The sequence below is a fragment of the Reichenbachiella agarivorans genome, assembly GCF_025502585.1.
Taxonomy (GTDB): domain Bacteria; phylum Bacteroidota; class Bacteroidia; order Cytophagales; family Cyclobacteriaceae; genus Reichenbachiella; species Reichenbachiella agarivorans.
On record NZ_CP106679.1, the window covers coordinates 3,910,118 to 3,935,548 of the forward strand.

Below are 25,431 nucleotides of genomic sequence, written 5' to 3' on the forward strand. Positions count from 1 at the left end.
ACTATGAACAGAAAAATTACAATCGTACTAGGAGTCGCCCTGATAGTTGCAGGGATATTTGGCGCGAAAAAAATCGCAGGAAGCAAGAAGGAATTTACCAAAGTAAGTGAGAAATCCATCTCAACCATCTTTACCGAAAAGGTAAAAAATGGTAGTCAAGCCATTCATATCATAGAAAGCGGACGACTCACCGCCAAAACGAAAGCGGAATTGTATGCGGAAGTACAAGGAGTCATGCAAGCTACCAGCAAAGAGTTCAAAGCAGGCGTCAGATACAGCAAAGGACAGGTACTCATCAACATTCGTAGCAATGAGTCCTATGCCAAACTACAAGCCCAAAAAAGCACCTTGCAAAATCTGATAACAAGCATTTTGCCAGACTTGAGACTTGACTATCCAGATGCCTACAAAAAATGGAATGACTATGTGGTCAACTTTGACCTAGACAAAACAATAGCGCCTTTGCCAGAAACAACCACTGACAAAGAAAAGTATTTCATCACTGGCAAAAACATCTATACGACCTACTACAACACCAAAAACTTGGAGATCATCCAAAGCAAATATCAGATTAGAGCTCCTTTCAATGGCGTATTGACAGAGACCCTGGTGAATCCAGGCACAGTGATCCGTACTGGACAAAAACTGGGTGAATTCATAGACCCTGCTGTCTATGAGCTGGAAATCGCCATCAGTCATTCGATGGTCAGTGCATTGGCTCCAGGCCAAAACGTAAAAATCACAGCACCTGGGGTCACCGACAAAACTTGGACAGGGAAGGTTGCCAGAATCAACGGCAAGGTGGATGCTACCACCCAAACCGTATTGATATTTATCGATGTAAAAGGAGAAAATCTCAAAGAAGGCCTCTACCTAGAAGCACACATCGAAGGGCAAAAACTAGACAACGTATATGAAGTAGACAGAAAACTACTCATAGAAGGCTCAAAGCTATATACAGTGGTAGATCACAAGTTGGTGTTGGTACCAATCACCATCATGCACAAAACACAAAGCACAGTCATCGTGTCTGGATTGGCTGACAATACGGAGATTGCATCCAAAATTATCCCAGGTGCTTATGAAGGCATGGAAGTCAAAATATCAAGCGAAAACAAACAATAATCCATGCAAAAAATAATTGACCATTTCATCAAATACCCTGTAGCGGGGTGGGTGATTGTAATCGCCTTTGTATTCCTTGGGTTGACGGGTTTGTTCAACATGAAATCTTCTTTCTTTCCGCTGGTAGAGAGTCGCAACATCACTATTACTGTAAACTATCCTGGCGCCTCTCCACAAGAAATGGAGGAAGGGATCGTACTCAAAATAGAAGACAACATCAGAGGATTGGTAGGAATTGATCGTTTCACCTCTACCTCATCTGAAAACAGCGCCTCGATCCTGATTGAGGTCATCAAAGGCTATGACATAGACGCTGTATTGGCTGATGTCAAAAATGCAGTAGATCGAATTCCGTCTTTTCCAGTAGGTATGGAACCTGCGGTGGTATCCAAGGGGATTTTCATTACAGAAGCAGTCTCTATGACTCTCAGTGGAGAAAATGTACCCTTGACCTCTCTAAAATCCATAGCCAGAGACATCGAAACAGATCTAAAAAACACTGAAGGTATCTCACAGGTAGAAGTCATGGGATATCCTGAAGAAGAGATAGAAATAGCCTTGAGCGAAGACAAACTCAGAGCCTACGATCTGACCTTCGAAGAAGTAGCCAGAGCGGTCTCTAGCACCAATATTCTGGTCACTGGTGGTACCATCAAAACATCAACTGAAGAATACCTAATCCGAGTCAGCAACCGGGTTTACCACGGAGATGAACTAGATCATTTGATTGTAAAAGCCAGTGAAAATGGTGACGTGATTCGACTCAGCGACATTGCAGATGTCAAAGACCGATGGTCAGAGACCCCAGACAGGTTGTATTTCAATGGCAAACAAGCAGTTAGAATCCGTGTCAATGCTACCATCTCTGAGGATTTGATAGATGCTGCTACCAAGACCAAAGCCTACATCACGGAATTCAATGCGACCAACGACAATGTCAAAATCGACATTACGAGAGATTCATCAACTACGGTACTACAAAGATCGCAACTGCTGTTTGAGAATGGTATCGTCGGTATGTTGCTGGTGCTATTCTTTCTAGCGATATTTTTGAAACCAAGATTGGCGTTTTGGGTGGCATTTGGTTTGCCGATTGCCTTTTTGGGTATGTTCATCTTTGCGGGATTTGCAGGCGTCACGATCAACGTACTCTCGCTTTTTGGGATGATCATCGTGATTGGTATTTTGGTCGATGATGGTATCGTCATCGCTGAAAACATTTACTATCACCATGAACAAGGCAAAAGCCCCATAGAAGCGGCAGTCATGGGCACCAGAGAGGTGCTACCAGCCATCGTTTCTGCGATATTGACCACTCTTGTTGCGTTTTCTACTTTCTTTTTCTTAGAGGGTCGCATTGGAGAGTTCTTTGGAGAGGTGGCCATGATTGTGATTTTGACCTTGAGTGTATCGTTGGTTGAAGCCCTAATTATTCTGCCTTCTCACGTCGCTCACTCTAGGGCGCTATCCAAAGATCAGAAGACCTATGTATTTAACAAATATGCTGACCAAGGCATGAACTGGTTCAGAGACAAAGTTTATGTCCCATTTTTGACCTTCTTTTTGCATCACAAAGTACTTGGTTTTGGGATTCCAATATTCCTACTTGCTCTCACCTTTGGATCCATGAATGCAGGCATCATACGTTCAACATTCTTCCCCCAAATAGCCAGTGATAGAGTAACTATCGAGCTGGTGATGCCACAGGGAACGCACGAATCCATCACAGATTCGATCAGCACAGCCATTGAGCAAATCGCTTGGGAAGTTGGCAAAACTTTCAACGATAGACAAGAAAAAGATGCCATCGAAAGTATCGTCAGAAGATTAGGCCCAGGCGCATCCAAAGCTACGATTGACATCAATTTGCTACCAGGAGAAGAGCGACATTTCCCGTCATTCGAAATGTCAACTGCCGTTGGTGACAAAGTAGGACCAATACACAGTGCTGAAAGTGTTGTTTACGGTTCGGGAGGAAATTTTGGTGGCTCCCCTATCTCCATATCGCTACTCAGTGACAACATCGAAGAGTTGAAAGCAGCCAAGGTGATGCTGAAAGAATACATGAAAGAAAATCCTTTGCTCAAGGACATTCAAGACAACGATCCTCAGGGAATCAAGGAGATCAAAATTACGCTTAAAGACAGAGCCTATGCTATGGGGTTCAGGTTGAGCGATGTGATCAATCAGGTACGGTATGGATTCTTTGGGTTTCAAGCGCAGCGTTTCCAGCGTAGACGCGATGAAATCAAAGTATGGGTTCGCTATGACGAAAATGAGCGGTCTTCTATCAAAAATCTGGACGACATGCGGATTGTTAGTCCTAGTGGAGCACGAGTGCCATTGAGTGAAATCGTCAATTATGAAATTGAAAGAGGGGAAATATCTATCAATCATCTCGATGGAAAACGTGAAATCAGAGTCGATGCAGATTTGAAAGACCCCAAAAATTCAGCCACAGAAATCATGGCGACAATCAAGGAAAAAATGCTACCAGAAATGAAGGTAAAATTCCCTCATGTCACGCCCATTTTTGAGGGACAAAACCGGGAAGCCAACAAGACCACAAGTTCTGCTGGTAAAGTCATCCCAATCATTCTCTTCTCAATTTTCGTGATTATCGCCTTTACTTTCCGATCATTTAGCCAACCCTTGTTGCTCCTTCTCATGATTCCATTTAGCATGATTGGCGTAGCATGGGGGCATTGGATTCATGATTTTCCGATCAATATCTTGTCATTCTTGGGTATCATCGCCCTGATTGGTATTGTCGTCAATGATGGTCTGGTATTGATTGGCAAGATGAATAGCAACCTCAAAGAAGGTATGAAATACAATGATGCCATCATAGAAGCAGGAAAATCGAGGTTCAGAGCCATTTTCCTTACTTCCATTACCACAGTGGCAGGTCTGGCACCCTTGATCTTTGAGACTAGTCGTCAGGCTCAGTTCCTCATACCTATGGCGATCGCAATCGCCTATGGAATTGTCATGGCTACTATCCTGACCTTGGTCATGTTGCCACTCATGTTGTCCACAGGCAACGCCATCAAGGTCTATACACTGTGGTTATGGGAAGGCAAAAAACCAACTTCCGAAGAGGTAGAAAGAGCAGTAAAAGAACTAGAAGTAGAAAATGGTGAACACGATCATGAATAAATATATAATCCTAAGTATCCTGATTCTTGGCATCACTGCCAAGAGTTGGGCGCAAGCGGTCCTGAGTAAATCTGATGCGGTGTCTATTGCACTGGAAAACAATTTTGACATTCGTGCAGCAATCAATGACCAAGAAGTAGCCGAAAACAACGCCAGTATCTTGAACAGTGGGTATTTGCCTACTGTCACCGGGACTGCTGCAACCAACTATTCGATTTCCAATTCTAATCTTACATTTAGCGACGGCTCTGATACGACTATCAATGGTGCTAATAGTTATGGCACCAACGGTCAGGTAAGGTTGGACTACACAGTATTCGATGGGTTTGGTAGAATGTACAACTACAAAATTCTACAAATGAATTATGATTTGAGCGAACTCCAGGCACGTCTAGTGATGGAAAACACCCTCATCAATCTCTTTACAGGATACTATGAGATCGCAAGGTTGACAGAAAATGAGCAAACGCAGAAGGAGACCCTAGACATCTCTCGTGAACGTCTCCAAAGAGCCAAATACAGCTTTGACTATGGTCAAAACACCAATCTGGATGTACTCAATGCAGAGGTAGACTACAACACAGACAGTATCAACTACCTGACTATTACGCAACAACTCCGCAACCAAAAGAGAACCCTCAATCTCATGATGGGAAGAGATGTACGGATAGAGTTTGAGGTAGATACGACATTGACCTTCGATGACATACTATACAGTACCATAGAAGAGCATGCAAAAGTGTACAATGCGACGGTCTTGCAAGAAAAAAACCGCTTGACCAGTAGTCAGTACAGTATCCAAGTGGCCAAGTCATCCATCATACCAAAGATTGGAATCAATGGATCGTATGGGCACAACTACAACCACAACGCCCCAGGCAATTTTTTGAGTGAGTTGAATTCTACTACTGGGACGGTCGGAGCATCTCTATCATGGAATATATTTGACGGAGGAAAATCGAATATTCAACGACAAAACAGCAGGTTGGCGTACGAAAACCAAAAAATATCACTCGAAAGAGCAGAACTGACTTTGGAGACACAGCTACAAAATGCCTGGACACTCTACCAAACAGCACTCTTTGTGATGCAGGCTGAAAGCAAAAACCTGGACACCAATCAGTTAAATTTTAATCGATCCAAAGAACAATATGAATTGGGTCAGATTACCTCCATTGAATTCAGACAAGCACAGTTCAACCTACTCACTGCAAGTCTCAACTTCAATCAGGCTAAATACAGTGCAAAAAATGCAGAACTTGCCCTACTACAGTTGAGTGGCAGCTTGCTCAATGCCAGCTTTTAAGAAACATAATTAAAGCGGGATCTGTCAACGTCCTATTGGTCTGATAGATTCCGCCTTTATCATATTATTTTTTCAAGTCTCAAGACGCAAATCCTAGCTCTCAGCAAACCCCTTTCTATTTCTAAGTTCTTCATTTCTCTTATTGCTTGCATACAAGTAAATAAAGGTGGAATTTTGTAGCTCGTATGAAGAAGAAAGTTGAAATCCTCGCTCCTGCCAAGAATCTGTATCAAGGCATGGCAGCCATCAACGCGGGTGCTGATGCTGTGTACATTGGTGCGCCTCAATTTGGTGCCCGAACCAATGCAACCAATTCAGTCGAAGACATCGCAGAATTGGTGAGATACGCACATTTGTTTAAGGCGCAGGTATTCGTGGTACTCAACACGATTTTGTACGACAAGGAATTAGAAACTTGCAGAAAACTGATCTTTGAATTGTATGAGATTGGCGTAGATGCCCTGATCGTCCAAGACATGGCCATCATGGAGATGGACATCCCTCCTATTGTAATCCATGCAAGCACACAAGCCAACAACCGTGACCCAAAACATGTCAAATTCCTGAAAGATGCAGGAATGAAACGGGTGGTATTGGCAAGAGAACTGAACCTCGATCAAATCAGAGAAATCAGTGAGGCTACCGATGTAGAATTGGAGTTTTTCGTGTCAGGCGCACTGTGTGTGTCGTTTAGTGGCAATTGCTACATGAGCATCGCGGGTGGTGAGCGCTCTGCCAACCGAGGATCTTGTGCACAAAACTGCAGATTGCCCTACAACCTGATCGATGGTACAGGCAAAACATTGATTGCCAACAGTCATTTGCTTTCTATCAAGGATTTGGATCTCAGTGATCAGTTACCAAATCTAATCGAGGCAGGGATCACTTCGTTCAAAATAGAAGGAAGACTCAAAGACATCGTTTATGTCAAAAACAATGTATCCTTTCTCAGAAAAAAACTTGACAGCTTCCTAGAGGGGAACGAAAAATTCGAGAAGGCATCCTCTGGCAGAACCTTTTATAACTTTGACGCAGAAATGGATCGCAGCTTCAACAGAGGCTACACAGACTACTTCGTCAACAAGCGTACAGAAAAAATCGGGTCATGGGAAACACCTAAATCTCAAGGACAAGTGATAGGCAGATTGGTGGAAGTCAAAGGCAACGGCTATGTCATCGAAAATGCCTACAAGCTCAACAATGGCGATGGCTTATATTTCATCAATGAAAATGGAGAGGCCGATGGGGTACAAATCAACACCATCATCGACGACTTGGTCATTCCCAACACCTTCAAACCCATCAAACCAGGTACATTGATCTCTCGAAATGCCGATGCTGCATTCAACAAGTTGGTAGAAAGAGAAGATAGTGCGATCAGAAAAATTGGCGTAACGCTTGTCCTTGATGAAACAAGCAATGGCTTCCAATTGACTGCCGTCGACGAAGATGGTCATGCCAGCACTTGGTCTATTGAATCAGAAAAGGAAGTCACCAAAAACGGTGAATCCATCATCGATAACATCAAGAAAAACTTATCTAAAACAGGCAACACACCATTCATTGCTGATAAGATCGAGATCAATTTCTCAAACCACTGGTTTCTACCCATATCCAAAATCAACGAAATGCGCCGAGTGGTTCTAGAGCAATTGATAGATGTGCGTGTCAACGAATACCATAGAGAAGAATACCAAATCACCAAAACCGATCACCCCTACCCAGTCTCACAACTGGACTTCACCTACAATGTGTCCAACAAACTTGCTAGAGCATTTTACAAACGACACGGAGTGACAGAGATCGAAAAGGCATTTGAACTGCAATGGGATCCAGGAAAATCTCGTGTGATGACCACCAAATACTGTGTCAAATACGAACTCGGAAAATGCCCGAGATTCCAGCGAGAAACCATGGGCGAAAAAGTAGTCGAACCGCTAGTCTTGAAACATGGCGAAAACGAGTACAAATTGAAGTTCAACTGCAAGCCTTGCGAAATGGAAATTTGGGAAAAAGACGCTGAATTGGTATTTGATGAAGATGAATTTTAGCCTACTCATATGCATTGGTTCATCCTGATAGTCGCTGGATTGTTTGAGGTAGCTTTTGCCTCTTGTTTGGGCAAAGCCAAAGAAACTACAGGAGTAGAAGTATATTGGTGGTATGCTGGCTTTTTGCTTTCACTTAGTATCAGCATGCTATTGTTAATCAAAGCCACCGAAAACCTACCCATAGGTACAGCTTATGCTGTATGGACAGGTATAGGTGCCGTAGGGACTGTTTTGATGGGCATTTTTTTATTCAAAGACCCAGCTAGTTTCTGGCGCATTTTCTTCATCATCACCTTGATTGGTTCCATCTTGGGACTAAAACTGGTTTCTCACTGACATTCAGCCTACCCAAATTATTATCATAATGCAGTGATCTCTGAACTTTATAGTATCACATCACTATGACAAATTCATGGACAGCCAGGGAATGTTCTTAAAAACCCTTGGAATACTTCCTGCATAGTATTAAATTAAAAATTGGATTCGCATGGATCATAAACTTTCAGTTACCTAGTTTCATTAGACATTCCCAATTTGAAATCCACACACTATGAAACCAACTACCTTGTACTTGACAATTGCAAGTGTGATTCTTTTGATTTGGAACTATCCAACAGAATCAGCTCAAGCAAAAATCTCGCAACAAATACTCCCTACAACAAGCCAGGATTCTTGGGTAAAATCAACCAAACTACAAAAGGTTGCAAATGGCAAGGAGCAAAAAGAATCGAAAGACAATTCATTTTCTTTTTACAAACCTACACGCATTCGTAACATTTCATTAACCATAAGTAAACGATTAATGCAATTAATTCCTTTTATATTATCAACTAACCAAAACCATTGATGAAAAAGATTCTATATGCATTTTGTTCGGTAGTCATGATATGTCTACAGGGCTGCTATCCATCTGGTCCAGAGTACGCAGAAGAACTGGATGTAGTCTATACCGCCTTTGATGAAGCATTTGATTTTGATGTACAGGCGACTTATGCCATGCCAGACAAAATCGTGATTGATGTAACTATTGATCAAAATGGAGACACCACTTACGTCTACATGAAGGAAAAATATGCCACAGCTATCCTCAACAAAATTGATGACAATATGCAGTCCTATGGCTGGACCAAGGTAGCTACTGATCAATCACCTGACATGGTCATCACACCAGCTGGTATATCCAACACCAATTATTTCTACAATTGGTGGTACAACTGGTGGTATCCTTACTATTACTGGGGCTGGTACTATCCTCCATATTTCACGATAAGTAGCTATACTGTAGGTACCATGATCCTTGTCATGTCACATCCCGAAGAAGATAGCCCAATTGGTCAATCCCTCGCTCCATGGATTTCCGTAAGCAATGGCATACTGACCAACTACAATGACATAGATCGAGCAACCGGTGCTATCGATCAGAGTTTTGAGCAATCACCCTATTTGAAAATCAACTAACCCACATAGACAGATGAAGAAGCTATTATTAATACTGACAATCTGTGTAGCTACGCTTTCGCTAGCTCATAGTCAAGATAGACAAATCTCCATAGCATATTCTGTGGCCATACCTCTCGGTGATGTAGGTGATTATATCCAAAATGTAAGTCCTCGCGGTGTGTATTTGAACTACAGTCACTTTTTCTATGAGAAGATTTCAGTAGGACTCAGTGCTGGCATCACCACGTTTTATGAGGAGAAAGCCAGTGACACTTATAGTTCAGGCAATATTACTGCTACAGGGAAGCAGTTTAGGTATAGCAATCACATCCCTCTAATGGCCACTGCAGCATATTATTTACAACCTGAAAGTAAGTTTAATCCCTATGCTCAAATAGGAATTGGGACCATGTACACGAGGAGGGATACAGATATGGGCATCAAAAGTGTAGAGGAAGAAGCTTGGGGATTTGCTTTGGCTCCAGAGATAGGCATTCAATATGAACTCTCAATGTCAAAATCTCTCTTGTTCTCCATCAAGTATTGCAATGGATTCAAAGCAGGCAACGAATTGGATCAATCGCAATCTTTTTTAACATTCAATTTTGGTATTACTTTATAAACGAACACCCTATATGATCTGTGATGGAATCAAAATCAGCACTTTACCGTGTCACCCTTTTCAAATAAACTCAACGAACACAGTATTTGTTCACTCATTCTAATCAAAAATAAAACAGAAAAACCGTCTGAAAGAGGAAGTTTCGGTAATTTTAATAAAACAGGTATGTGATATAAGATTAACTTACTTACATGAATTATTCTCGTAACAATAAATCAATTATAACTATGAAAAAACGAACTGTAGTTTTTAATACTGCGCTTCTTTTGATGCTTATGCTACCCGCTTTGGCATTTGCACAAAAGAAAAAACCCAATATCCTTGTGATATGGGGAGATGATATCGGACAATCGAACATCAGCGCTTATACACTTGGAATCACTGGGTATCAAACAAAAAATATTGACAGAATTGCTAAGGAAGGAATGATATTCACCGACTACTACGCAGAGCAAAGTTGTACGGCCGGACGCTCATCCTTTATTCTAGGGCAAAGCGTATTCAGAACAGGATTGAGTAAAGTAGGTATGCCAGGTGCAGCAGAAGGGATATCTGAAAAAGATCCAACGATTGCTGAACTACTCAAGCCTGCGGGCTACGTTACTGGTCAGTTTGGTAAAAATCACCTTGGAGACAGAGATGAACACTTACCAACCAATCACGGTTTTGATGAGTTTTATGGTAACCTATATCATTTGAATGCGGAGGAAGAACCAGAATTACCAGATTATCCAGATCCAAAAGAATACCCAAATTTCAGAAAAAACTTTGGACCTAGAGGAGTGATTCATTCAACTGCCGATGGTAAAATTGAAGATACGGGACCATTGACTAAGAAAAGAATGGAAACCATAGATGATGAATCATCTGAAGCAGCCATAAAGTTTATTAGGGAAGCTGTAAAAGCTAACAAACCATTTTTCGTATGGTGGAATGGTACACGCATGCACTTCAGAACACACGTAAAACCTGAGTTGAGAGGAATATCAGGACAAAATGAGTATGGCGATGGCATGGTAGAACATGACATGCATGTTGGGAAATTTTTAGACCTTTTGGATGAATTGAAAATTGCTGACAACACGATTGTCATGTACTCAACAGACAATGGCCCACACAAAAACACTTGGCCTGACGCTGGTATCAATCCATTCAGAGGAGAAAAAAACACCAACTGGGAAGGTGGTTGGAGAGTCCCTGCTATGGTAAGATGGCCTGGTACAGTTGAGCCTGGGTCTATATGTAATGAAATCATGTCTGGTATGGATTGGATGCCTACTTTCTTGGAGGCTGCAGGTCAAAAAGACGTACCTCAAAAGCTATTAAAGAGCTATACCGCAAATGGAAGAAACTTTAAAGTGCATCTAGATGGCTACAGCTTTGTGCCTTATTTCAAAGGTGATGTGGATAAAGGCCCTAGAAAAGAAATTTTCTATTTCTCAGATGATGGAGATTTGACAGCCTTAAGATATGATGATTGGAAGCTTGTATTTATGGAGCAGCGATCTCCTGGTACTTTGCAGGTATGGGCAGAGCCATTTATTCCATTGAGGATGCCTTTGGTCTTTAACCTGAGAAGAGACCCTTATGAATTTGCAACAATTACTTCCAACACGTACTACGATTGGTTGCTGGATCATGCATTTATGTTGGTACCTGCACAAAAAATTGTAGGAGATTTCTTAATGACGTTTAAGGATTACCCTCCAAGAATGAAAGCTGCTAGTTTTAGTTTGGATAAAGTAATGGAAAAGTTGAATACACCTAGAAATAACTAATCAATCATTAATATGAAACATACAACTAATATTTTATTAGTACTGCTAATGCTACCCGCTTTGGCATTTGCACAAAAGAAAAAACCCAACATCCTAGTGATATGGGGAGATGATATCGGCTGGAGCAACGTCAGCTACATGAACAATGGTCTGATGGGATACAAGACCCCAAACATTGACCGAATAGCTAATGAAGGTGCCAAATTCACCGATTGGTATGGACAGCAGTCATGTACTGCAGGTCGAGCAGCTTTTATCTTAGGACAACATCCATTCCGAACTGGGCTTTTGACCATCGGCATGCCAGGATCAAAGCAGGGTATTCAAGACAATCAGGCAACTATCGCCGAAGTATTGAAACCACAAGGCTATGTATCTGGTCAATTTGGCAAGAATCACTTAGGTGATCAAGACCAACATCTGCCAACCGCACATGGATTTGATGAATTCTTTGGAAATCTCTATCACCTCAATGCTGAGGAAGAACCAGAAGGTTACTATTACCCAAAAGACCCAGATTTTAGAAAAAAATATGGCCCACGTGGCGTATTAAAGAGTAGTGCCGACGGAAAAGTACAAGATACAGGGCCATTGACTAAGAAACGTATGGAAACTGTAGACGAGGAGTTTGAAGCTGCTGCAGTGGCCTTTATTAAAAAAGCACATGCTGAAGGCAAACCTTTCTTTTGTTGGTTCAATTCTACACGTGTACACGTATGGACTCACCTAAAACCTGAAAGTGAAGGAGCTACAGGCATTGGTCTCTATCCAGATGCGATGGCAGAGCATGACCTCTCAGTAGGTAGACTGCTTGATTTGCTCGATGAATTAGGCATTGCTGACAATACGATCGTAATGTACTCTACAGACAATGGTGCTGAAAAATTCACATGGCCTGACGGTGGTACTACACCATTCGCTGGTGAAAAAGGAACTACATGGGAAGGTGGTTTCAGAGTACCTACAGCCATTCGTTGGCCAGGTGTGATCAAGCCAGGCACAGTCTACAATGACATATTCTCTCATGAGGACATGATGCCTACCTTAGCAGCTGCAGCAGGTGAGCCAAACTTGAAAGAAAAGATGTTGAAAGGCTATAAAGCCAACAATAAGACTTTCAAGTCTCACCTAGATGGTTATAATTTGATGCCGTACTTCCAAGGAAAAGAAAAAGAAGGTCCTCGTAAGGAAATATTCTATTTCGATGCTGGAGGTAACATGAATGCTATTCGTTATAACAACTGGAAGTTGCACTTTACTATCATGGAAGGTTCTATCAATGAGGCTTACAGAAAAGCTCCTAGCTGGCCAATTGTAATCAATTTGAGAGCAGATCCATACGAAGTTTCATGGAAAGCAGCACTCTACACCAAATGGTACGGTGACAATATGTGGCTGTTTGTGCCTGCACAGGCTTATGCTGGGCAGTTCTTGTCCACATTCAAAGAATACCCTCCTGTCATGGGCTCTTCGCTATCTATTGACAAGGTGGTTCAAAGCATGACGGCACCACCGAAGAACTAATTATACAATAACTTTTATTTCCTTGAGCACATCGTTGCTCAAGGAAATTTTTACTTACCACGCTTATATGAAACCCTCCCTATACACAATACTTTTAGCTGGTACCTGCCTGATATTTTCTTGCCAGCCTACACCACAACCCATAACCGAACAAAAAGAAATTAAAGACCCACTTCCTTCTTGGAATGAGGGCAGTAATAAAACAGCAATCATTGATTTTGTCAATGTAGTTACTGATGACCAGAATCCTGAGTATGTAAAGCCTCTTGATCGGATTGCCGTATTTGACAATGACGGTACACTTTGGTCAGAGCAACCAGCCTATTTCCAACTTTTCTTTGCCATAGATCGCATCAAGGCGATGGCATCAGATCATCCTGAATGGAATGAGCAACAACCCTTCAAAGCTGTATTGGAAGGTGATATGAAAGCACTTGTGGCTTCTGGAGAAAGAGGATTGATAGAATTGGTGATGACCTCACATGCAGGTATGACAACTGATGAATTCGAGCAAATCGTCACTGACTGGATCGCAACTGCCAAGCACCCCAGGTTTGACAAACCCTATAATCAACTCGTGTATCAACCTATGTTGGAATTGTTAGATTACCTCAGAGCCAATGAGTTCAAAACCTTCATTGTATCTGGTGGTGGTATAGAGTTTATGCGACCTTGGGCCGAAGCAGTCTATGGCATACCAAAAGACCAAATTGTCGGGAGCAGTATCAAAACAAAATTTGAAATCAAGGAGGGTGTACCGCAAATCACACGTCTACCAGAACTGGATTTTATAGATGACAAAGAAGGGAAACCAGTCGGCATCTGGAAATTCATAGGTCGCAGACCCATCTTTTGTGGCGGCAACTCCGATGGTGACCTACAGATGATGCAATATACCGCCTCTGGTAAATACAAATCGATGATGCTGTATGTACACCATACCGATTCTGTGCGTGAGTGGGCCTATGACCGCCAGTCACATATCGGCCAGTTTGACAAAGGTCTGGATGAAGCAAAAGCCAACGGATGGAACCTTGTGAATATGAAAGATGACTGGAACAAGGTATATCCATTCGATTGATTAAACCACCATAACCATTAACCTAATGAACATAAACTTGACCAAAACGACTATAGGAAGACAACACTGTCTCGAAAAAATAGAGCGATCACCCTTGTTTGATAGGACTGTTTTATTAGTCGTTTTGATCATTTTAATTTTTGGCAGTACTGATCTACGTGCCCAAGATGCCAACAACCCCATTGACCCGAGTCCCACTGGAGGATTATGGAATAGATTCTATGGAGAAGATCAATCACGGCTACAATTTTTAACCAACCTGACCTATGGCAATTGGTTCTACAGATTCACCGCCGAAGCAGAGTTTAATTACAACAACAACCCCAACGATAGTCGATTCAGTGGTGCTAACTTTCTCGTTGCTAGATTGTTTAAATCAAAAAATGGCCTGCATCATTTCGGCATAGGAGGTGTGGTTAGCTACTATCACAAATCTCGCTGGGCAGGAGGTGTGAATTTCGTCTCGGTAAGCAAATTCGGTGACTGGAAAGTCATTACGCTGACCACTTTACAAGGTGGCAAAGATATCTTCACCATGGAGTTCCAACCAGGACTGTACCATGACTTTGAGAATGGATGGTATTTTAGGAGTCACCCCCGCATGTTATTTGATTTTGAGAATGAACAACACGAAATTCCTATAGGAGCTGGGGTAGGTAAAATATTAGATACCAACGGACCAGTAATTAACTTATTCTTCGAACCTCAGTATGATTTGCACAACAAGCTACCCATGCTTTATACAGGTATTAAAATGTTGTTTTAGTCCCTATGTGGCAGCAAAATCATGATATTGAGATAATTGTACGAATAAAATTTTAGCAAACAAAACGATCAAACATACCGAAATGACTACATTAGAATCAATCCAAGAGCTAAAAACTAGAATGTCAGCCTCTATTATTGGGCAGGATCAATTGATCGATCGCATCATCTTGGTGTTGCTAGCAGATGGCAACATGCTCCTCGAAGGCCTACCTGGCTTGGCAAAAACACGCGCCATCAAGTCTTTGTCTAAAGAGCTCAATTGTGGATTGAGCAGAATCCAGTTCACCCCAGATCTCTTGCCTTCCGATATTACAGGCACAGAAATCTATCAACCCGAACTGGAGGAAAAATTTGTCTTTCAACGGGGACCTATATTTAGCAACTTGATTCTGGCGGATGAGATCAACCGAGCCCCAGCCAAAGTGCAATCTGCCCTACTAGAAGCGATGGAAGAGCGGCAGGTATCTGTAGCGGGTCAGACCTATCCCATGGATTCGTTGTTTATGGTCATGGCTACTCAAAATCCTGTAGAACAAGAAGGTACCTATCCCCTACCAGAGGCTCAAATGGACAGATTCCTGATGCATGTGATCATCAGCTACCCAGATGATGCCTCCGAACTCACAATCCTACGTCTCAACAGACAAGAACAAACAGCAAGTAAGAAAGAACAAAAAGACCGCATCTCTCCTGAGGTCATTTTTGCAGCAAGACAAGAAATCGCTGAAGTCAAAATATCGGAGAATATGGAAAAATACATTGTGGATATTATTTCAGCCACCCGCTATCCTGAAAAATACAACGATGAATTGAGGAGCTGGATAGATTTTGGTGCTAGTCCTAGGGGCTCTATTGCGCTGGATCGTGCCAGCCGAACCCATGCTTGGATGAGTGGCAACAAGGCTGTGACGCCTGACGATGTCCGTGCAGTGGTCCACGACTGCTTGCGCCACCGTTTGATTCTCAGTTATGAAGCCAACGCCGATGGTATCACCGCAGATCAAGTGTTGGACGAGGTTTTAAAACAGGTCGCAGTAGTGGGTTAATTCACTCGCCTCTACCAATAGTAAATCTCCCTCGTACATAAAAAACTGCTTAGAAACATCTATGGGAGAAAAAAATGACCCATGAAAAACAAAACCTCACATATCGATTACCCCAAAGACGTCTTCACCAGTTTGAAAGAACTGCTGTCAATGGAGCGTTTTGCTCAGGTCATGAGCCTATTGGCTAATAAACAAAAGGTAAAAAGTGTACTTGGAGGTAAGCATGCATCCAAATTGCGAGGGAGAGGACTGGACTTTGAAGAAGTGAGAAACTATGTCAAAGGAGACGATATTCGCAACATTGACTGGAAAGTAACCGCCCGCACCAAACAAACACATACCCGTGTGTTTAGTGAAGAAAAGGAGAAACCAGCTCTCATCGTAGTGGATCAATCAAAGACGATGTTTTTCGGTTCGCAAGTACGAACCAAATCTGTAGTAGCTGCAGAACTAGCGGCAGTGGCGGCATTTCGTGTACTCAAACAAGGGGATCGTGTCGGAGGAGTTGTCATAGCTGACGATGGCATAGACATCATCCAACCTAAGCGAGACCGGCGCAATATCCTTCGTTTTCTAGAAAAAATAGTAACTCGAAACCAAGCGCTTGCAGACTCAGTAGTTGCTTCCAGAGAAAATGTACTCAAAGAAGCCATGTTGAAAATACGCAACCTAGTGACACATGACTATCTCGTGGTAGTCATCAGTGACTTCAATCAATATTCCTTGGATGTCATGCGTTTCATTTCTCAAATCGCACAACACAATGATGTGATTTTGGCCAAAGTGACTGATCCTATGGAGAAGATCATACCCTCAACCAAGTTTGTAGCAGGAAATACCGACACACAAGTAACTGTGGACGGAAAACACAAAGCACTGAGAGATCATTTTGAGACGGGTTTTGAATCAGATTATCAAAATTTTCAATCACAGATGAAAAAACATCGAATCCCAGTGTTTACCATCAATACGGTAGATTCTATTGATGATCAATTGAAGGATGTTTTTGCTGGAAGGAAAAAATGACACAACAACCTCAACATATAGCAGATAGTGTACAACTAAGCTCTGGAGCGAAAGAGATCGCCCTGCAAGGACTGTATGAACCATCCCCATTCACCTTTACTTTTGAGACTGTGGGATGGAGTATTTTGCTTGGTGTGATCGTATTGATACTTATGCTTGTACTCATTTTCCAAGTCAGGAAGTACATTCACAATCGCTACCGCAGAGAAGCTATCCAAGAAATGGAGGCACTGAATCAGGTGACCTTGAGTGCTATTTTTACGATCATCAAAGGTGTAGCTATTCAAGTTTTTGGACGAGAGCAAGTCGGTGCATTACACGGTGGTGCGTGGCTCATTTTTTTGGAGAAAAGTGCAAAGGGCGTTCAGTTTACTCAATACGAAACAGACATTTGCCTTGCACTCTATGCCGACGAGCAAGTAGACGAAACCGTACAACAAGAAATTATTTCCAACGCAAAAAAGTGGATATTGACCCATGCCAGATAATTTCCATATAGCATTCCCTTGGGCGTTGGCTCTGTTGCCACTACCGCTACTGGTATATTGGCTACTGCCATCACTAAGGATGCGCAGTGCGGCGTTGCTTTTGCCCAACTACCACAAGGCAGTAGAATATACGGATCAAAAACCACGAAAATCAGCCTTTGTAAAGAAGAGAGGCCTATTTAGTTGGCTAATCATGTTTGTCATCTGGTGTCTATTGGTCGCAGCAATGACCAACCCTCAGCTAGTGGGCAAACCAGAAATGAAAATCAAAACCTCTCGCAATTTTCTGATCGTGGCAGATATTTCATTTAGCATGGCCAAGACTGATTGGAAAATAGATGGTAAAAAATCACGGCGGTGGGACGCAGTAAAGGACGTCATGCATGATTTTATCCAAAAGAGAAAAGGAGATCGTATGGGTTTGGTGTTTTTTGGAACCAATGCGTACATACAGGCACCATTCACGCCCGATTTGCTCACAGTAGGCCAAATGCTCGATGAAGCTGACGTGGGGATGGCAGGTCAGATGACTCACATTGGCAAGGCGATCAACAAAGGTTTAGAAATGTTTGACAATGACACGCTCAAAACCAAGGTCATGCTTTTGCTCACTGATGGAATCGATGCTGGAGACGGGATCCAGCCCTTGGATGCAGCTGATAGAGCGCGCAAAGATTCTGTGATGATCTACACCTTGGGCATCGGCACACCTGGTCATGGTGGGTCTGATCTCGACGAACGCACCTTGGAGCAGATAGCGGAATTGACAGGTGGTCAATATTTTCTAGCTAAAGATGAAAACCGACTCAAAGAAATCTATAGCGAGCTAGACAAATTGGAACCTATGGAATATGAAGAAACACAAAACAAACCTGTCACCATGCTCTACCCCTACCCATTGGCTGTAGCCATGGCACTGGCGATTTTATCTACCATGCTGTCAGTATTCGTGAGCGCGATCAAGGTTTTTAGAGAAAGAAAGGAGGCCAACTATGCTTGACGGTTTGTTCCCCATAGACTGGGAAGTTTTTCACTTTCTCAGACCTAGATTTTTGTGGCTGATCATACCCATAGTACTCATCCTACTGCTAGGTTTAGTGAGTTTTGCTCAAGAAATCCGCTGGAAAGTGGTCATTGCTCCGCATCTGAGACCCTATGTCATCCAAAAAGGCAATCAGCGAACCAAAGCATGGATGAATTTTGCCTTGCTCCTCATGTTGTGTTTGGGCGTGTTGGCACTGGCTGGCCCTACATGGAAAACAATCAAACTCCCTGGTCGGGTCTTAGAAACACCTATGGTCATTGTGCTGGATCTGTCTCAAAGCATGATGGCAGAGGATCTCCAACCCAATCGCCTAGAAAGAGCCAAATTCAAAATTCAGGATTTACTCGAAAAGAACCCAAGAGCACGTGTGGCATTGGTTGGTTTTGCTGGTACTGCTCACACCATCGTACCTTTGTCATGGGATTATGAAATCATCAACAGCCATATCAAAGGTTTAAAACCCTCAGTCATGCCCTATCCTGGTTCGGATTTAGGGGCAGCATTGGTACTGGCTGATACAATCATGTCAGTGACAGATGCACCTGGCACGGTGGTTATTTTGACCGATGATTTTGATGACAGCCTGTTTAGCATTTTCAAAGATTTTACCGAAAGGACTCAAAACAAAATAGAAATCCTACCTATGAACACCCCAGGTGGCAGTACCATTCCGACACGTTGGGGTCGTGGCACGATGAAAGACAGTGATGGACACCCTGCCTACTCATCAATCAACCAGGCCACACTCAACAAACTGGGATCACTAGAAGGTGTCACAGTCAATGCCATGACACTAGATGACAGTGATGTAGAGGTGATTAGCAAAAAAATAGCCGCTCACTTGAAGTTTACTGAGCAGCCCAAAGAGAAGAAGGATGATTGGCGAGATGCGGGTTGGTTATTGATTTTCCCAATGGCCTTTCTTGCCTTATTTTGGTTTAGAAAAGGTTGGGTAATATATGCTGTGTCATTGTTCTTGTTGTCATCCTGTGGTCAAATAGAAACATTTGAAGATCTATGGTTTACCAAAAACTATCAAGGCCAAAAACTGGCCAATGAAGGAAAGTATGAAATGGCTGGAGATCGATTTGACGACATGATGCACAAGGGAGTGGCTTATTATAAAGCGGGTGATTATGATCAGGCTATCAAGGCATTTGACCAAGACACCACTGCCATCGGTGCCTACAATCTCGGCTTGGCATACTTTCAAAATGGTGATACGATCGCTGCGCTAATGGCTTTTGATCAGGCAGTAGCACTAGACCCTCAGCTACAACCCGCTCGCAGCAACCAACAAGCCCTAGGCAGACTGGTAGGAACAGATGGTATGAGTGTAGGCACTGCTGCAGAAGAGGACCACAGCTCCCAAGCCAAAATGAAGCGCAACGACAGCATGGAAGACCTGAGTGGTGGAGGGCAAGAAGCAACTAAAAAAGACATGGAAAAAAAGCGGCTAGAAGAAAATGTGGCATCCAACATTCACAAGGGAAAGGAACTCGATATGCCTCCTAAAGACATGGATATTGAAATTCAAAAACAGAACGATACCAACATCATCATGCAAAAAGTAGATGACGATCCTTCGATGTTTTTGCAGCGAAAATTCGAATATCAGGTACGCAAAGACCAAATAAAACCCAAAGCCAATGAGACCAAATGGTAAATTCTATCTGATTTGGGTGTGGTTGGCGATAGTAGCGCTCACCACAGACCTACAGGCGCAAAGGCTTTGGAGTCAGGTGCACCTCAACCGCTCGGCTACCTATGTCGGTCAACCTGTTGAGGTCAGTATCACAGTGTACACTTCTACATGGTTTACCTCTGGTTTGGACTTGGGCAACATCCAGATTGATGGTGCTTATACAATTTATTTTAGACCCGTCAGTGTGTCCATGTATGTAGATGGTGTCAATTATCCGGGTATCCAACTGATCTACCACGTTTTTCCTTATCAAGAAGAGGACATTGTCTTTCCATCTCTGACTTTGGAAGTAGAGACTCCTCCAGATGGAGATTTCAAGGGTGTAAAACACCACCTAAAAACGCAAGAAAAGGTAATCAAAGTACGCCCAGCTCCTCCAGGGTTTGATAAGACAGACTGGCTGGTGGCTACAGGAATGTATGTATCTGATCATTGGTCTGGCAGCCTGAAACAAGTAAAAGTTGGAGATGTACTGGAGCGCAAGATTGCTCGTACCGTGTATGGTACAGTTGCCGAATTGATTCCTCCTATTGGATGGGATAGCACGGCCAGTGTGAGCATGTACCCCGATCGCAGCATCACCCACAACGAAAAGGGAAAAACCAGCATTAGTTCGTCGCGAACAGAAGGCATGCGGTATCTTTTCGAAAAGGAAGGCACGGTCACTTTGCCCGAAATGGTGTTTACCTATTTCCATCCCTATCGCAAAAAACTCTACAAACGCACACTCAAATCGATAACAATCGAGGTACAACCCAACCCTGATTTGGGCGTGCTCAAAAGTGTGCGTGACAGCCTACTCGTGCAGCAACAGACAGTGGAAGCCACTGCGCAAGAAGATCAGCCTTGGCGTTTTATGGGATTGTCAGCCAAACAGCTCGCTACCATCTCGGTATTGTCTCTGCTCATGCTGTACATACTGATCAAGGTGTTGCGGTATTTGATCGCTGCGTTTCGTCAGCACAGACAAAACTACCGAGCATCGGAGGCATACTTTTTTGACCTTTACAAAAAAGCCTCTCACCACAACAAGGCAAACCAGTCAGAACAAGCACTGTATCGATGGATCGACGAATTGAAATTGGAACAACCTACCTTACGCTACTTTGTAGACAATTTTGGAACCGATGCCTTGCGACAAGCATTTTCCAATCGAGAAACTGTCTCTTCTCTTTGTCTCCATACAAAGGAATGGAAATCAGCCAGAAAGAATTATCTACAAAGTCAAAATCAATTGGGCTTTCAATCTCAACCAGGATGGATCAATCCGTGAGTTTCCAATGACGATACTTTCTCCCTGTGAAACCGAGCATAGGATTCAGAGCCCTCATATAGCCAGTGTAGGTAGGTTGTGCTTGGTTCACTCCTTTACTTTGCCATCCATCATATTGGCCTTGGAGTTGAGTGGGTTGCCAGTGCTGCGTCTAAAGGAAGAGATTTGACCACAGTGCCAAATGGCATCTGCGATAGGGCCATTGATATCATTCCAAAAAGGATATTCTTTGCTCCCCTTGTCACTGAGAAATACCACGTTGTAGTTTTTAAAATCCTTGTCTTTGCTATTTCTCAGTAGGAGGCTGGCTTCTTCGATGTTTTTAAGGGTGGCTTCTCTTTTTTGAGCAAAAGTCATCTCTGGTGTAGCCATTCGTACATCTGTCGCTTGCTGCAAAACGGAATTGTAAACAACCCTCGTCAAATCATAAATATGATCCACTGTCTCTTGCGTAGTTCTCGCCTCCGCATTGGGTTGGTATTGCAAATCTGTCTCGGTCAGACTCGCAGTAGCCCAATAGTACCGATACCCCAACCCGTCAAGCAATCTAGCTGCCACTGTACCTGCACTGTAGTGATCTGGCGCATCGGGGATTTCATAGTAATAATCAGTAGATTTTTGAGCATGCAATTGAATACTCACCAACAGGATAGCAAATGTAAGGATGTGTTTCATAGAATATATAGTTTGATTTTTACTCCAACAACAATAAGCATTACGGGTTGTTTTATTGTGATCCTTGCATGGATAATGCTGAACAATTCATTGTATCTCAACTCAACAGGTTTTGTAGTTTTTCCTCTCCATGAAACAATAAAGCAGACACTATGCTGGATTTATTGATCGGCCCCATGACATGTGGAAAACGAGCTTGTCTGGACTCAACATACTCCCACTCTAGCCGCTGATCCAATCGATCGGGATGTATCACCAACAACACCATGTCCACTCCCGCATCGAAGTAGCGCTGATACGAAATCATCAATTCCTCCATCACTGAGCAATGGATAAATCCCTCGGTCTCTAATGAAGAATGGGTATAATTGAACTCCGACAATTGACTATTCCAAAGCTCAGCAGTGGTCAAATGAAAAATCGGTTGCGCCAAGACAGACCTCTGGGTATTCATCCGCTGGTACAGATGACTGATCAGTCTTGATACCACGAAATTGACCTGACCAAGCAAAAACACATGCTGATGGTTCTTCTCTTCAACCACCAAAGCCTTTTGCCCGATAAATCCCCAATACATCAATCCAAAGAAGAAAAAGATGCTAAACAGGTTGAGGTTGTAATTGTACCAACCCAGTGGTAGCGCCATCATCGAAAGAGAAGTCCCGATCCCTCCTCCTACCAATGCAACGATCAGTTTTTTGGTCTGCACCTGAATTAACTTGATTTTATCAAAATCAATGACCGTACTTTTTCCCTTGTGGACGATCTGCATCATGCCAGAATACAGGATGATTTTGTTCGAATTATCCCCTTCTTTATTCATATAGCATTGCAACACAGCGGCTTCTTGTTTGGTCATCTCTTCTTGGTCACTCATTTATTCTTGTGTAACGAATGGTTATTCGTGAAGGGTTAAAAGTAAGAAAGTTTTGGGTCTATATGATTTATAGTGGAAAGTGTATTTCAGTCATGTAGATAACTAGTTTACTCCAATATTCCCCCTCAAGTCGGAGGACTCTTACTTTTCTTGATAAAAAATAAACAAAAATCAGGGCAAGGAGTCAAAAAGCTGTCAAACTTTCCACTTTCAAGCTTTACGGACTTTCAACTTATAACTATTGACTTTAAACATTTCACTTTTTAACTCCTGAACTCAGGATCAAATTGACCATTTCGGTCTAACAACTAAATAATTAATACTCTAATAAGATCATTGCGCACATTGTATTAATATTGCGTCCAGATCATGGCATTGAAGATAAAGGATATACAAGCACCCGTTTCTCTGGAAATGGCAGAATTCGAGAAACGATTCAGGTCATCCATGAAAAGTAATGTGATGCTGCTCGACAAAATCATGTCGTACATCGTCAAACGAAAGGGCAAACAGATGCGACCTATGTTCGTCTTCTTATGTGCTGCCACCGTCGGGAAAATCGAAGACTCTACCTACCGTGGTGCCTCCCTGATCGAACTCCTCCACACCGCCACCCTAGTCCACGATGATGTGGTAGATGAATCCACCTACAGGCGAGGTTTCTTCTCCGTCAATGCACTCTGGAAAAACAAAATTGCTGTCTTGGTCGGTGACTTTCTACTGTCTAGAGGCATGCTCCTGTCCATCGACAATGGTGATTTCGATCTGCTCAAAATCGTATCAGAAGCCATCCGCGAGATGAGCGAAGGAGAGATTCTCCAGATGGAGAAAGCCAAAAAACTGGACATCACAGAAGAAGTCTACTACGAAGTGATCCGACAAAAAACAGCCAGCTTGATCACTGCCTGTTGCAAAGTAGGTGTCGCTTCGGCAGGAGCTGATCCTGTCACCATCCAATCCTTTGGTGAGTTTGGTGAGAAAGTCGGAATGGCCTTCCAGATCAAGGACGATCTCTTCGACTATGGCACCCAAGAAATTGGCAAGCCTCTGGGTATTGACATTCGCGAAAAGAAGATGACCTTGCCACTGATTCATGCGCTCAATCAATCGTCTAGGAGTGAAAAGAAGCACATCATCAACATCATCAAAAAGCACAACGAGAATACCAAAAAAGTCAATGAGGTAATCAAATTTGTAGTGGACAAAGGTGGGCTGGACTATGCCCAAGGCGTGATGAATCGCTACCATACAGAAGCCATCGACATCCTCCGTACCTTCCCAGACTCAGAGGCACGCCAGTCGCTGGAGCAGCTCGTACAGTTCACGATAGAGAGGTCGAAATAATTCGCTTTACGCTAAGCGCCTTGCGCTGTACGTTTGAGACTGAGTGGGAAATATTTTTAGTTCAAATCATCCTCGTCTGTGACCATAGCCGTCAGGTTAAAGACGCGGACGATTGGGGGACTAGTTATCGTATTTTAAGTTATAGCGTTTCTGATGTCTTCCCTAGTTGATCCATTATAGAGGGTATTGATTTTAGGAGAAATTTTGTTCAATTTCTTGAGACTCAATCTACTCATCAAGATGGTTTGCCTCTTGGCATACCTTATATCCTTGTTATTTTTTAGAAACATTCCTAATCGAACAAATATCAATTCTAAGTTCATGTAAAACGCAATGCAGTAAGCGAAGGGGATAAAGGTAATTGATAAGATAATCGGTAGCAGAAAGGACTTTAGGTTTGGTAAGTTTGCAAAACCATGAAAATCAATCCAGATATCACGAATTGAAATTCCAAGTACAACAACTCCGAAAATTGTAAAAACCCAATCAATTAGTGATTTGACTTTCTGAGTTCGTTCCTCTCGCTCTGCAACAGCTTGGATCATTGCAAGGAAAGCAATAATTGGTAGGAGTATAAGTTCAGTTATCAAACTGAATTGGTGAATATTTACGACAAACTCCAATATCAAAATTAACTTTAAATTATCACGAACCATGTTCTTGAAGAAGTCCTTTTCCTTTCCAGCTTTTTTCAGGTTAAATAGAATGAGAAACCCAGATCCAATGAACCAATAAATTGAATCTTTAAAAAGTGAGAAGTCCCAAAAACTAAGTCGATAAAGCAGATATATTATTGAACTTGAATAAAGAATTGCTAACAAGATGACTATTAAGATAGAAGTAACAAAGAAGGATTTAAGAACGCCCCTTGAGGCCATTCTTATTCCCTTGTTAAATTGAATCCCCAAAATTATTGGCAATATCCATATAACTGTAGAAAGTTCTCTGTTACTGAATATGTCGTAGAGTTCGGTCACTTTAAAATTCAAGGTAGATTTTGTTCAGTTTAGAGGTTTGATAGCTAAAGGTTTTTATAACGTTTTGTAATTTTGTTGCAGCTACACAGTAGTACATCTGGATGGCCTCTATATTATTGAT

The 25,431-nt window shown here is 42.5% G+C and carries 22 protein-coding genes; 19 read left to right on the forward strand and 3 right to left on the reverse strand.

Features of this window, described 5'->3' with window-relative positions:
- Window positions 1-3 precede the first annotated feature (3 nt).
- From N6H18_RS16345 to N6H18_RS16430, 18 genes are all read left to right on the forward strand, one after another.
- Complete coding sequence (locus tag N6H18_RS16345) at window positions 4-1,125, forward strand: efflux RND transporter periplasmic adaptor subunit (protein WP_262309355.1); 1,122 nt, start codon at window positions 4-6, stop codon at window positions 1,123-1,125.
- A gap of 3 nt (window positions 1,126-1,128) precedes the next feature.
- Entirely contained in the window at window positions 1,129-4,284 is a 3,156-nt protein-coding gene (locus tag N6H18_RS16350; protein ID WP_262309356.1) for an efflux RND transporter permease subunit, read from the forward strand.
- Window positions 4,277-5,590 (forward strand): TolC family protein, encoded by a 1,314-nt coding sequence (locus tag N6H18_RS16355; RefSeq protein WP_262309357.1) that lies wholly within the window; start codon window positions 4,277-4,279, stop codon window positions 5,588-5,590. The genes N6H18_RS16350 and N6H18_RS16355 overlap by 8 nt, the downstream gene beginning before the upstream one ends.
- A gap of 185 nt (window positions 5,591-5,775) precedes the next feature.
- A complete protein-coding gene (locus tag N6H18_RS16360; protein ID WP_262309358.1) occupies window positions 5,776-7,641 on the forward strand; it encodes a peptidase U32 family protein in 1,866 nt (621 codons plus the stop codon).
- 9 nt (window positions 7,642-7,650) lie between these two features.
- A complete protein-coding gene (locus N6H18_RS16365) occupies window positions 7,651-7,977 on the forward strand; it encodes a DMT family transporter (RefSeq protein WP_262309359.1) in 327 nt (108 codons plus the stop codon).
- A 214-nt stretch (window positions 7,978-8,191) separates the two neighbouring features.
- Complete coding sequence (locus N6H18_RS16370; protein WP_262309360.1) at window positions 8,192-8,488, forward strand: hypothetical protein; 297 nt, start codon at window positions 8,192-8,194, stop codon at window positions 8,486-8,488.
- The gene (locus tag N6H18_RS16375; protein ID WP_262309361.1) at window positions 8,488-9,099 is read left to right on the forward strand and encodes a DUF4136 domain-containing protein; all 612 of its coding nucleotides are present in this window, start codon (window positions 8,488-8,490) and stop codon (window positions 9,097-9,099) included. Before N6H18_RS16370 ends, N6H18_RS16375 begins: the two co-directional genes overlap by 1 nt.
- Before the next feature lie 13 nt (window positions 9,100-9,112).
- Window positions 9,113-9,703, forward strand: a complete 591-nt coding sequence (locus N6H18_RS16380) for an OmpW family outer membrane protein (RefSeq protein WP_262309362.1) — start codon at window positions 9,113-9,115, stop codon at window positions 9,701-9,703.
- Window positions 9,704-9,930: 227 nt separating this feature from the next.
- Entirely contained in the window at window positions 9,931-11,481 is a 1,551-nt protein-coding gene (locus tag N6H18_RS16385) for an arylsulfatase (RefSeq protein ID WP_262309363.1), read from the forward strand.
- 12 nt (window positions 11,482-11,493) lie between these two features.
- Window positions 11,494-13,005, forward strand: a complete 1,512-nt coding sequence (locus tag N6H18_RS16390; RefSeq protein WP_262309364.1) for an arylsulfatase — start codon at window positions 11,494-11,496, stop codon at window positions 13,003-13,005.
- A 67-nt stretch (window positions 13,006-13,072) separates the two neighbouring features.
- Window positions 13,073-14,086, forward strand: coding sequence for an HAD family hydrolase (locus N6H18_RS16395; RefSeq protein ID WP_262309365.1), 1,014 nt, complete (start codon window positions 13,073-13,075; stop codon window positions 14,084-14,086).
- Window positions 14,087-14,111: 25 nt separating this feature from the next.
- Entirely contained in the window at window positions 14,112-14,852 is a 741-nt protein-coding gene (locus N6H18_RS16400; protein ID WP_262309366.1) for a hypothetical protein, read from the forward strand.
- Window positions 14,853-14,934: 82 nt separating this feature from the next.
- A complete protein-coding gene (locus N6H18_RS16405) occupies window positions 14,935-15,900 on the forward strand; it encodes an AAA family ATPase (protein WP_262309367.1) in 966 nt (321 codons plus the stop codon).
- Window positions 15,901-15,981: 81 nt separating this feature from the next.
- Window positions 15,982-16,926 (forward strand): DUF58 domain-containing protein, encoded by a 945-nt coding sequence (locus N6H18_RS16410; RefSeq protein WP_262309368.1) that lies wholly within the window; start codon window positions 15,982-15,984, stop codon window positions 16,924-16,926.
- A complete protein-coding gene (locus N6H18_RS16415) occupies window positions 16,923-17,414 on the forward strand; it encodes a DUF4381 domain-containing protein (protein WP_262309369.1) in 492 nt (163 codons plus the stop codon). The genes N6H18_RS16410 and N6H18_RS16415 overlap by 4 nt, the downstream gene beginning before the upstream one ends.
- Window positions 17,404-18,414 carry a VWA domain-containing protein gene (locus tag N6H18_RS16420; RefSeq protein WP_262309370.1) on the forward strand — a complete coding sequence of 337 codons (1,011 nt, stop codon included), beginning with the start codon at window positions 17,404-17,406 and terminating at the stop codon, window positions 18,412-18,414. Before N6H18_RS16415 ends, N6H18_RS16420 begins: the two co-directional genes overlap by 11 nt.
- Window positions 18,407-20,125 (forward strand): VWA domain-containing protein, encoded by a 1,719-nt coding sequence (locus N6H18_RS16425; protein WP_262309371.1) that lies wholly within the window; start codon window positions 18,407-18,409, stop codon window positions 20,123-20,125. Before N6H18_RS16420 ends, N6H18_RS16425 begins: the two co-directional genes overlap by 8 nt.
- Window positions 20,109-21,437: a hypothetical protein gene (locus N6H18_RS16430; RefSeq protein ID WP_262309372.1), complete on the forward strand. Its 1,329-nt coding sequence runs from the start codon at window positions 20,109-20,111 to the stop codon at window positions 21,435-21,437. The genes N6H18_RS16425 and N6H18_RS16430 overlap by 17 nt, the downstream gene beginning before the upstream one ends.
- Before the next feature lie 87 nt (window positions 21,438-21,524).
- Here N6H18_RS16430 and N6H18_RS16435 read toward each other — a convergent pair whose 3' ends face one another.
- A complete protein-coding gene (locus N6H18_RS16435) occupies window positions 21,525-22,112 on the reverse strand; it encodes a hypothetical protein (RefSeq protein WP_262309373.1) in 588 nt (195 codons plus the stop codon).
- 97 nt (window positions 22,113-22,209) lie between these two features.
- Window positions 22,210-22,989, reverse strand: coding sequence for a DUF952 domain-containing protein (locus N6H18_RS16440; RefSeq protein ID WP_262309374.1), 780 nt, complete (start codon window positions 22,987-22,989; stop codon window positions 22,210-22,212).
- Window positions 22,990-23,358: 369 nt separating this feature from the next.
- On the opposite strand from N6H18_RS16440, the gene N6H18_RS16445 reads away from it, so the two are divergent.
- Window positions 23,359-24,333: a polyprenyl synthetase family protein gene (locus N6H18_RS16445; RefSeq protein WP_262309375.1), complete on the forward strand. Its 975-nt coding sequence runs from the start codon at window positions 23,359-23,361 to the stop codon at window positions 24,331-24,333.
- Window positions 24,334-24,467: 134 nt separating this feature from the next.
- On the opposite strand, the gene N6H18_RS16450 is transcribed toward N6H18_RS16445, so the two are convergent.
- On the reverse strand, window positions 24,468-25,322 hold the full coding sequence (locus N6H18_RS16450) for a hypothetical protein (protein ID WP_262309376.1): 855 nt from the start codon (window positions 25,320-25,322) through the stop codon (window positions 24,468-24,470).
- Between the last annotated feature and the right edge of the window lie 109 nt (window positions 25,323-25,431).

Coding starts and splice junctions, on each gene's coding strand:
- N6H18_RS16345 (WP_262309355.1), top strand. CDS start 4: ATGAACAGAAAAATTACAATCGTACTAGGAGTCGCCCTGATAGTTGCA.
- N6H18_RS16380 (WP_262309362.1), top strand. CDS start 9,113: ATGAAGAAGCTATTATTAATACTGACAATCTGTGTAGCTACGCTTTCG.
- N6H18_RS16415 (WP_262309369.1), top strand. CDS start 16,923: ATGACACAACAACCTCAACATATAGCAGATAGTGTACAACTAAGCTCT.
- N6H18_RS16365 (WP_262309359.1), top strand. CDS start 7,651: ATGCATTGGTTCATCCTGATAGTCGCTGGATTGTTTGAGGTAGCTTTT.
- N6H18_RS16370 (WP_262309360.1), top strand. CDS start 8,192: ATGAAACCAACTACCTTGTACTTGACAATTGCAAGTGTGATTCTTTTG.
- N6H18_RS16405 (WP_262309367.1), top strand. CDS start 14,935: ATGACTACATTAGAATCAATCCAAGAGCTAAAAACTAGAATGTCAGCC.
- N6H18_RS16425 (WP_262309371.1), top strand. CDS start 18,407: ATGCTTGACGGTTTGTTCCCCATAGACTGGGAAGTTTTTCACTTTCTC.
- N6H18_RS16440 (WP_262309374.1), bottom strand. CDS start 22,989: ATGAGTGACCAAGAAGAGATGACCAAACAAGAAGCCGCTGTGTTGCAA.
- N6H18_RS16350 (WP_262309356.1), top strand. CDS start 1,129: ATGCAAAAAATAATTGACCATTTCATCAAATACCCTGTAGCGGGGTGG.
- N6H18_RS16395 (WP_262309365.1), top strand. CDS start 13,073: ATGAAACCCTCCCTATACACAATACTTTTAGCTGGTACCTGCCTGATA.
- N6H18_RS16385 (WP_262309363.1), top strand. CDS start 9,931: ATGAAAAAACGAACTGTAGTTTTTAATACTGCGCTTCTTTTGATGCTT.
- N6H18_RS16445 (WP_262309375.1), top strand. CDS start 23,359: ATGGCATTGAAGATAAAGGATATACAAGCACCCGTTTCTCTGGAAATG.
- N6H18_RS16360 (WP_262309358.1), top strand. CDS start 5,776: ATGAAGAAGAAAGTTGAAATCCTCGCTCCTGCCAAGAATCTGTATCAA.
- N6H18_RS16375 (WP_262309361.1), top strand. CDS start 8,488: ATGAAAAAGATTCTATATGCATTTTGTTCGGTAGTCATGATATGTCTA.
- N6H18_RS16355 (WP_262309357.1), top strand. CDS start 4,277: ATGAATAAATATATAATCCTAAGTATCCTGATTCTTGGCATCACTGCC.
- N6H18_RS16390 (WP_262309364.1), top strand. CDS start 11,494: ATGAAACATACAACTAATATTTTATTAGTACTGCTAATGCTACCCGCT.
- N6H18_RS16435 (WP_262309373.1), bottom strand. CDS start 22,112: ATGAAACACATCCTTACATTTGCTATCCTGTTGGTGAGTATTCAATTG.
- N6H18_RS16400 (WP_262309366.1), top strand. CDS start 14,112: ATGAACATAAACTTGACCAAAACGACTATAGGAAGACAACACTGTCTC.
- N6H18_RS16430 (WP_262309372.1), top strand. CDS start 20,109: ATGAGACCAAATGGTAAATTCTATCTGATTTGGGTGTGGTTGGCGATA.
- N6H18_RS16420 (WP_262309370.1), top strand. CDS start 17,404: ATGCCAGATAATTTCCATATAGCATTCCCTTGGGCGTTGGCTCTGTTG.
- N6H18_RS16410 (WP_262309368.1), top strand. CDS start 15,982: ATGAAAAACAAAACCTCACATATCGATTACCCCAAAGACGTCTTCACC.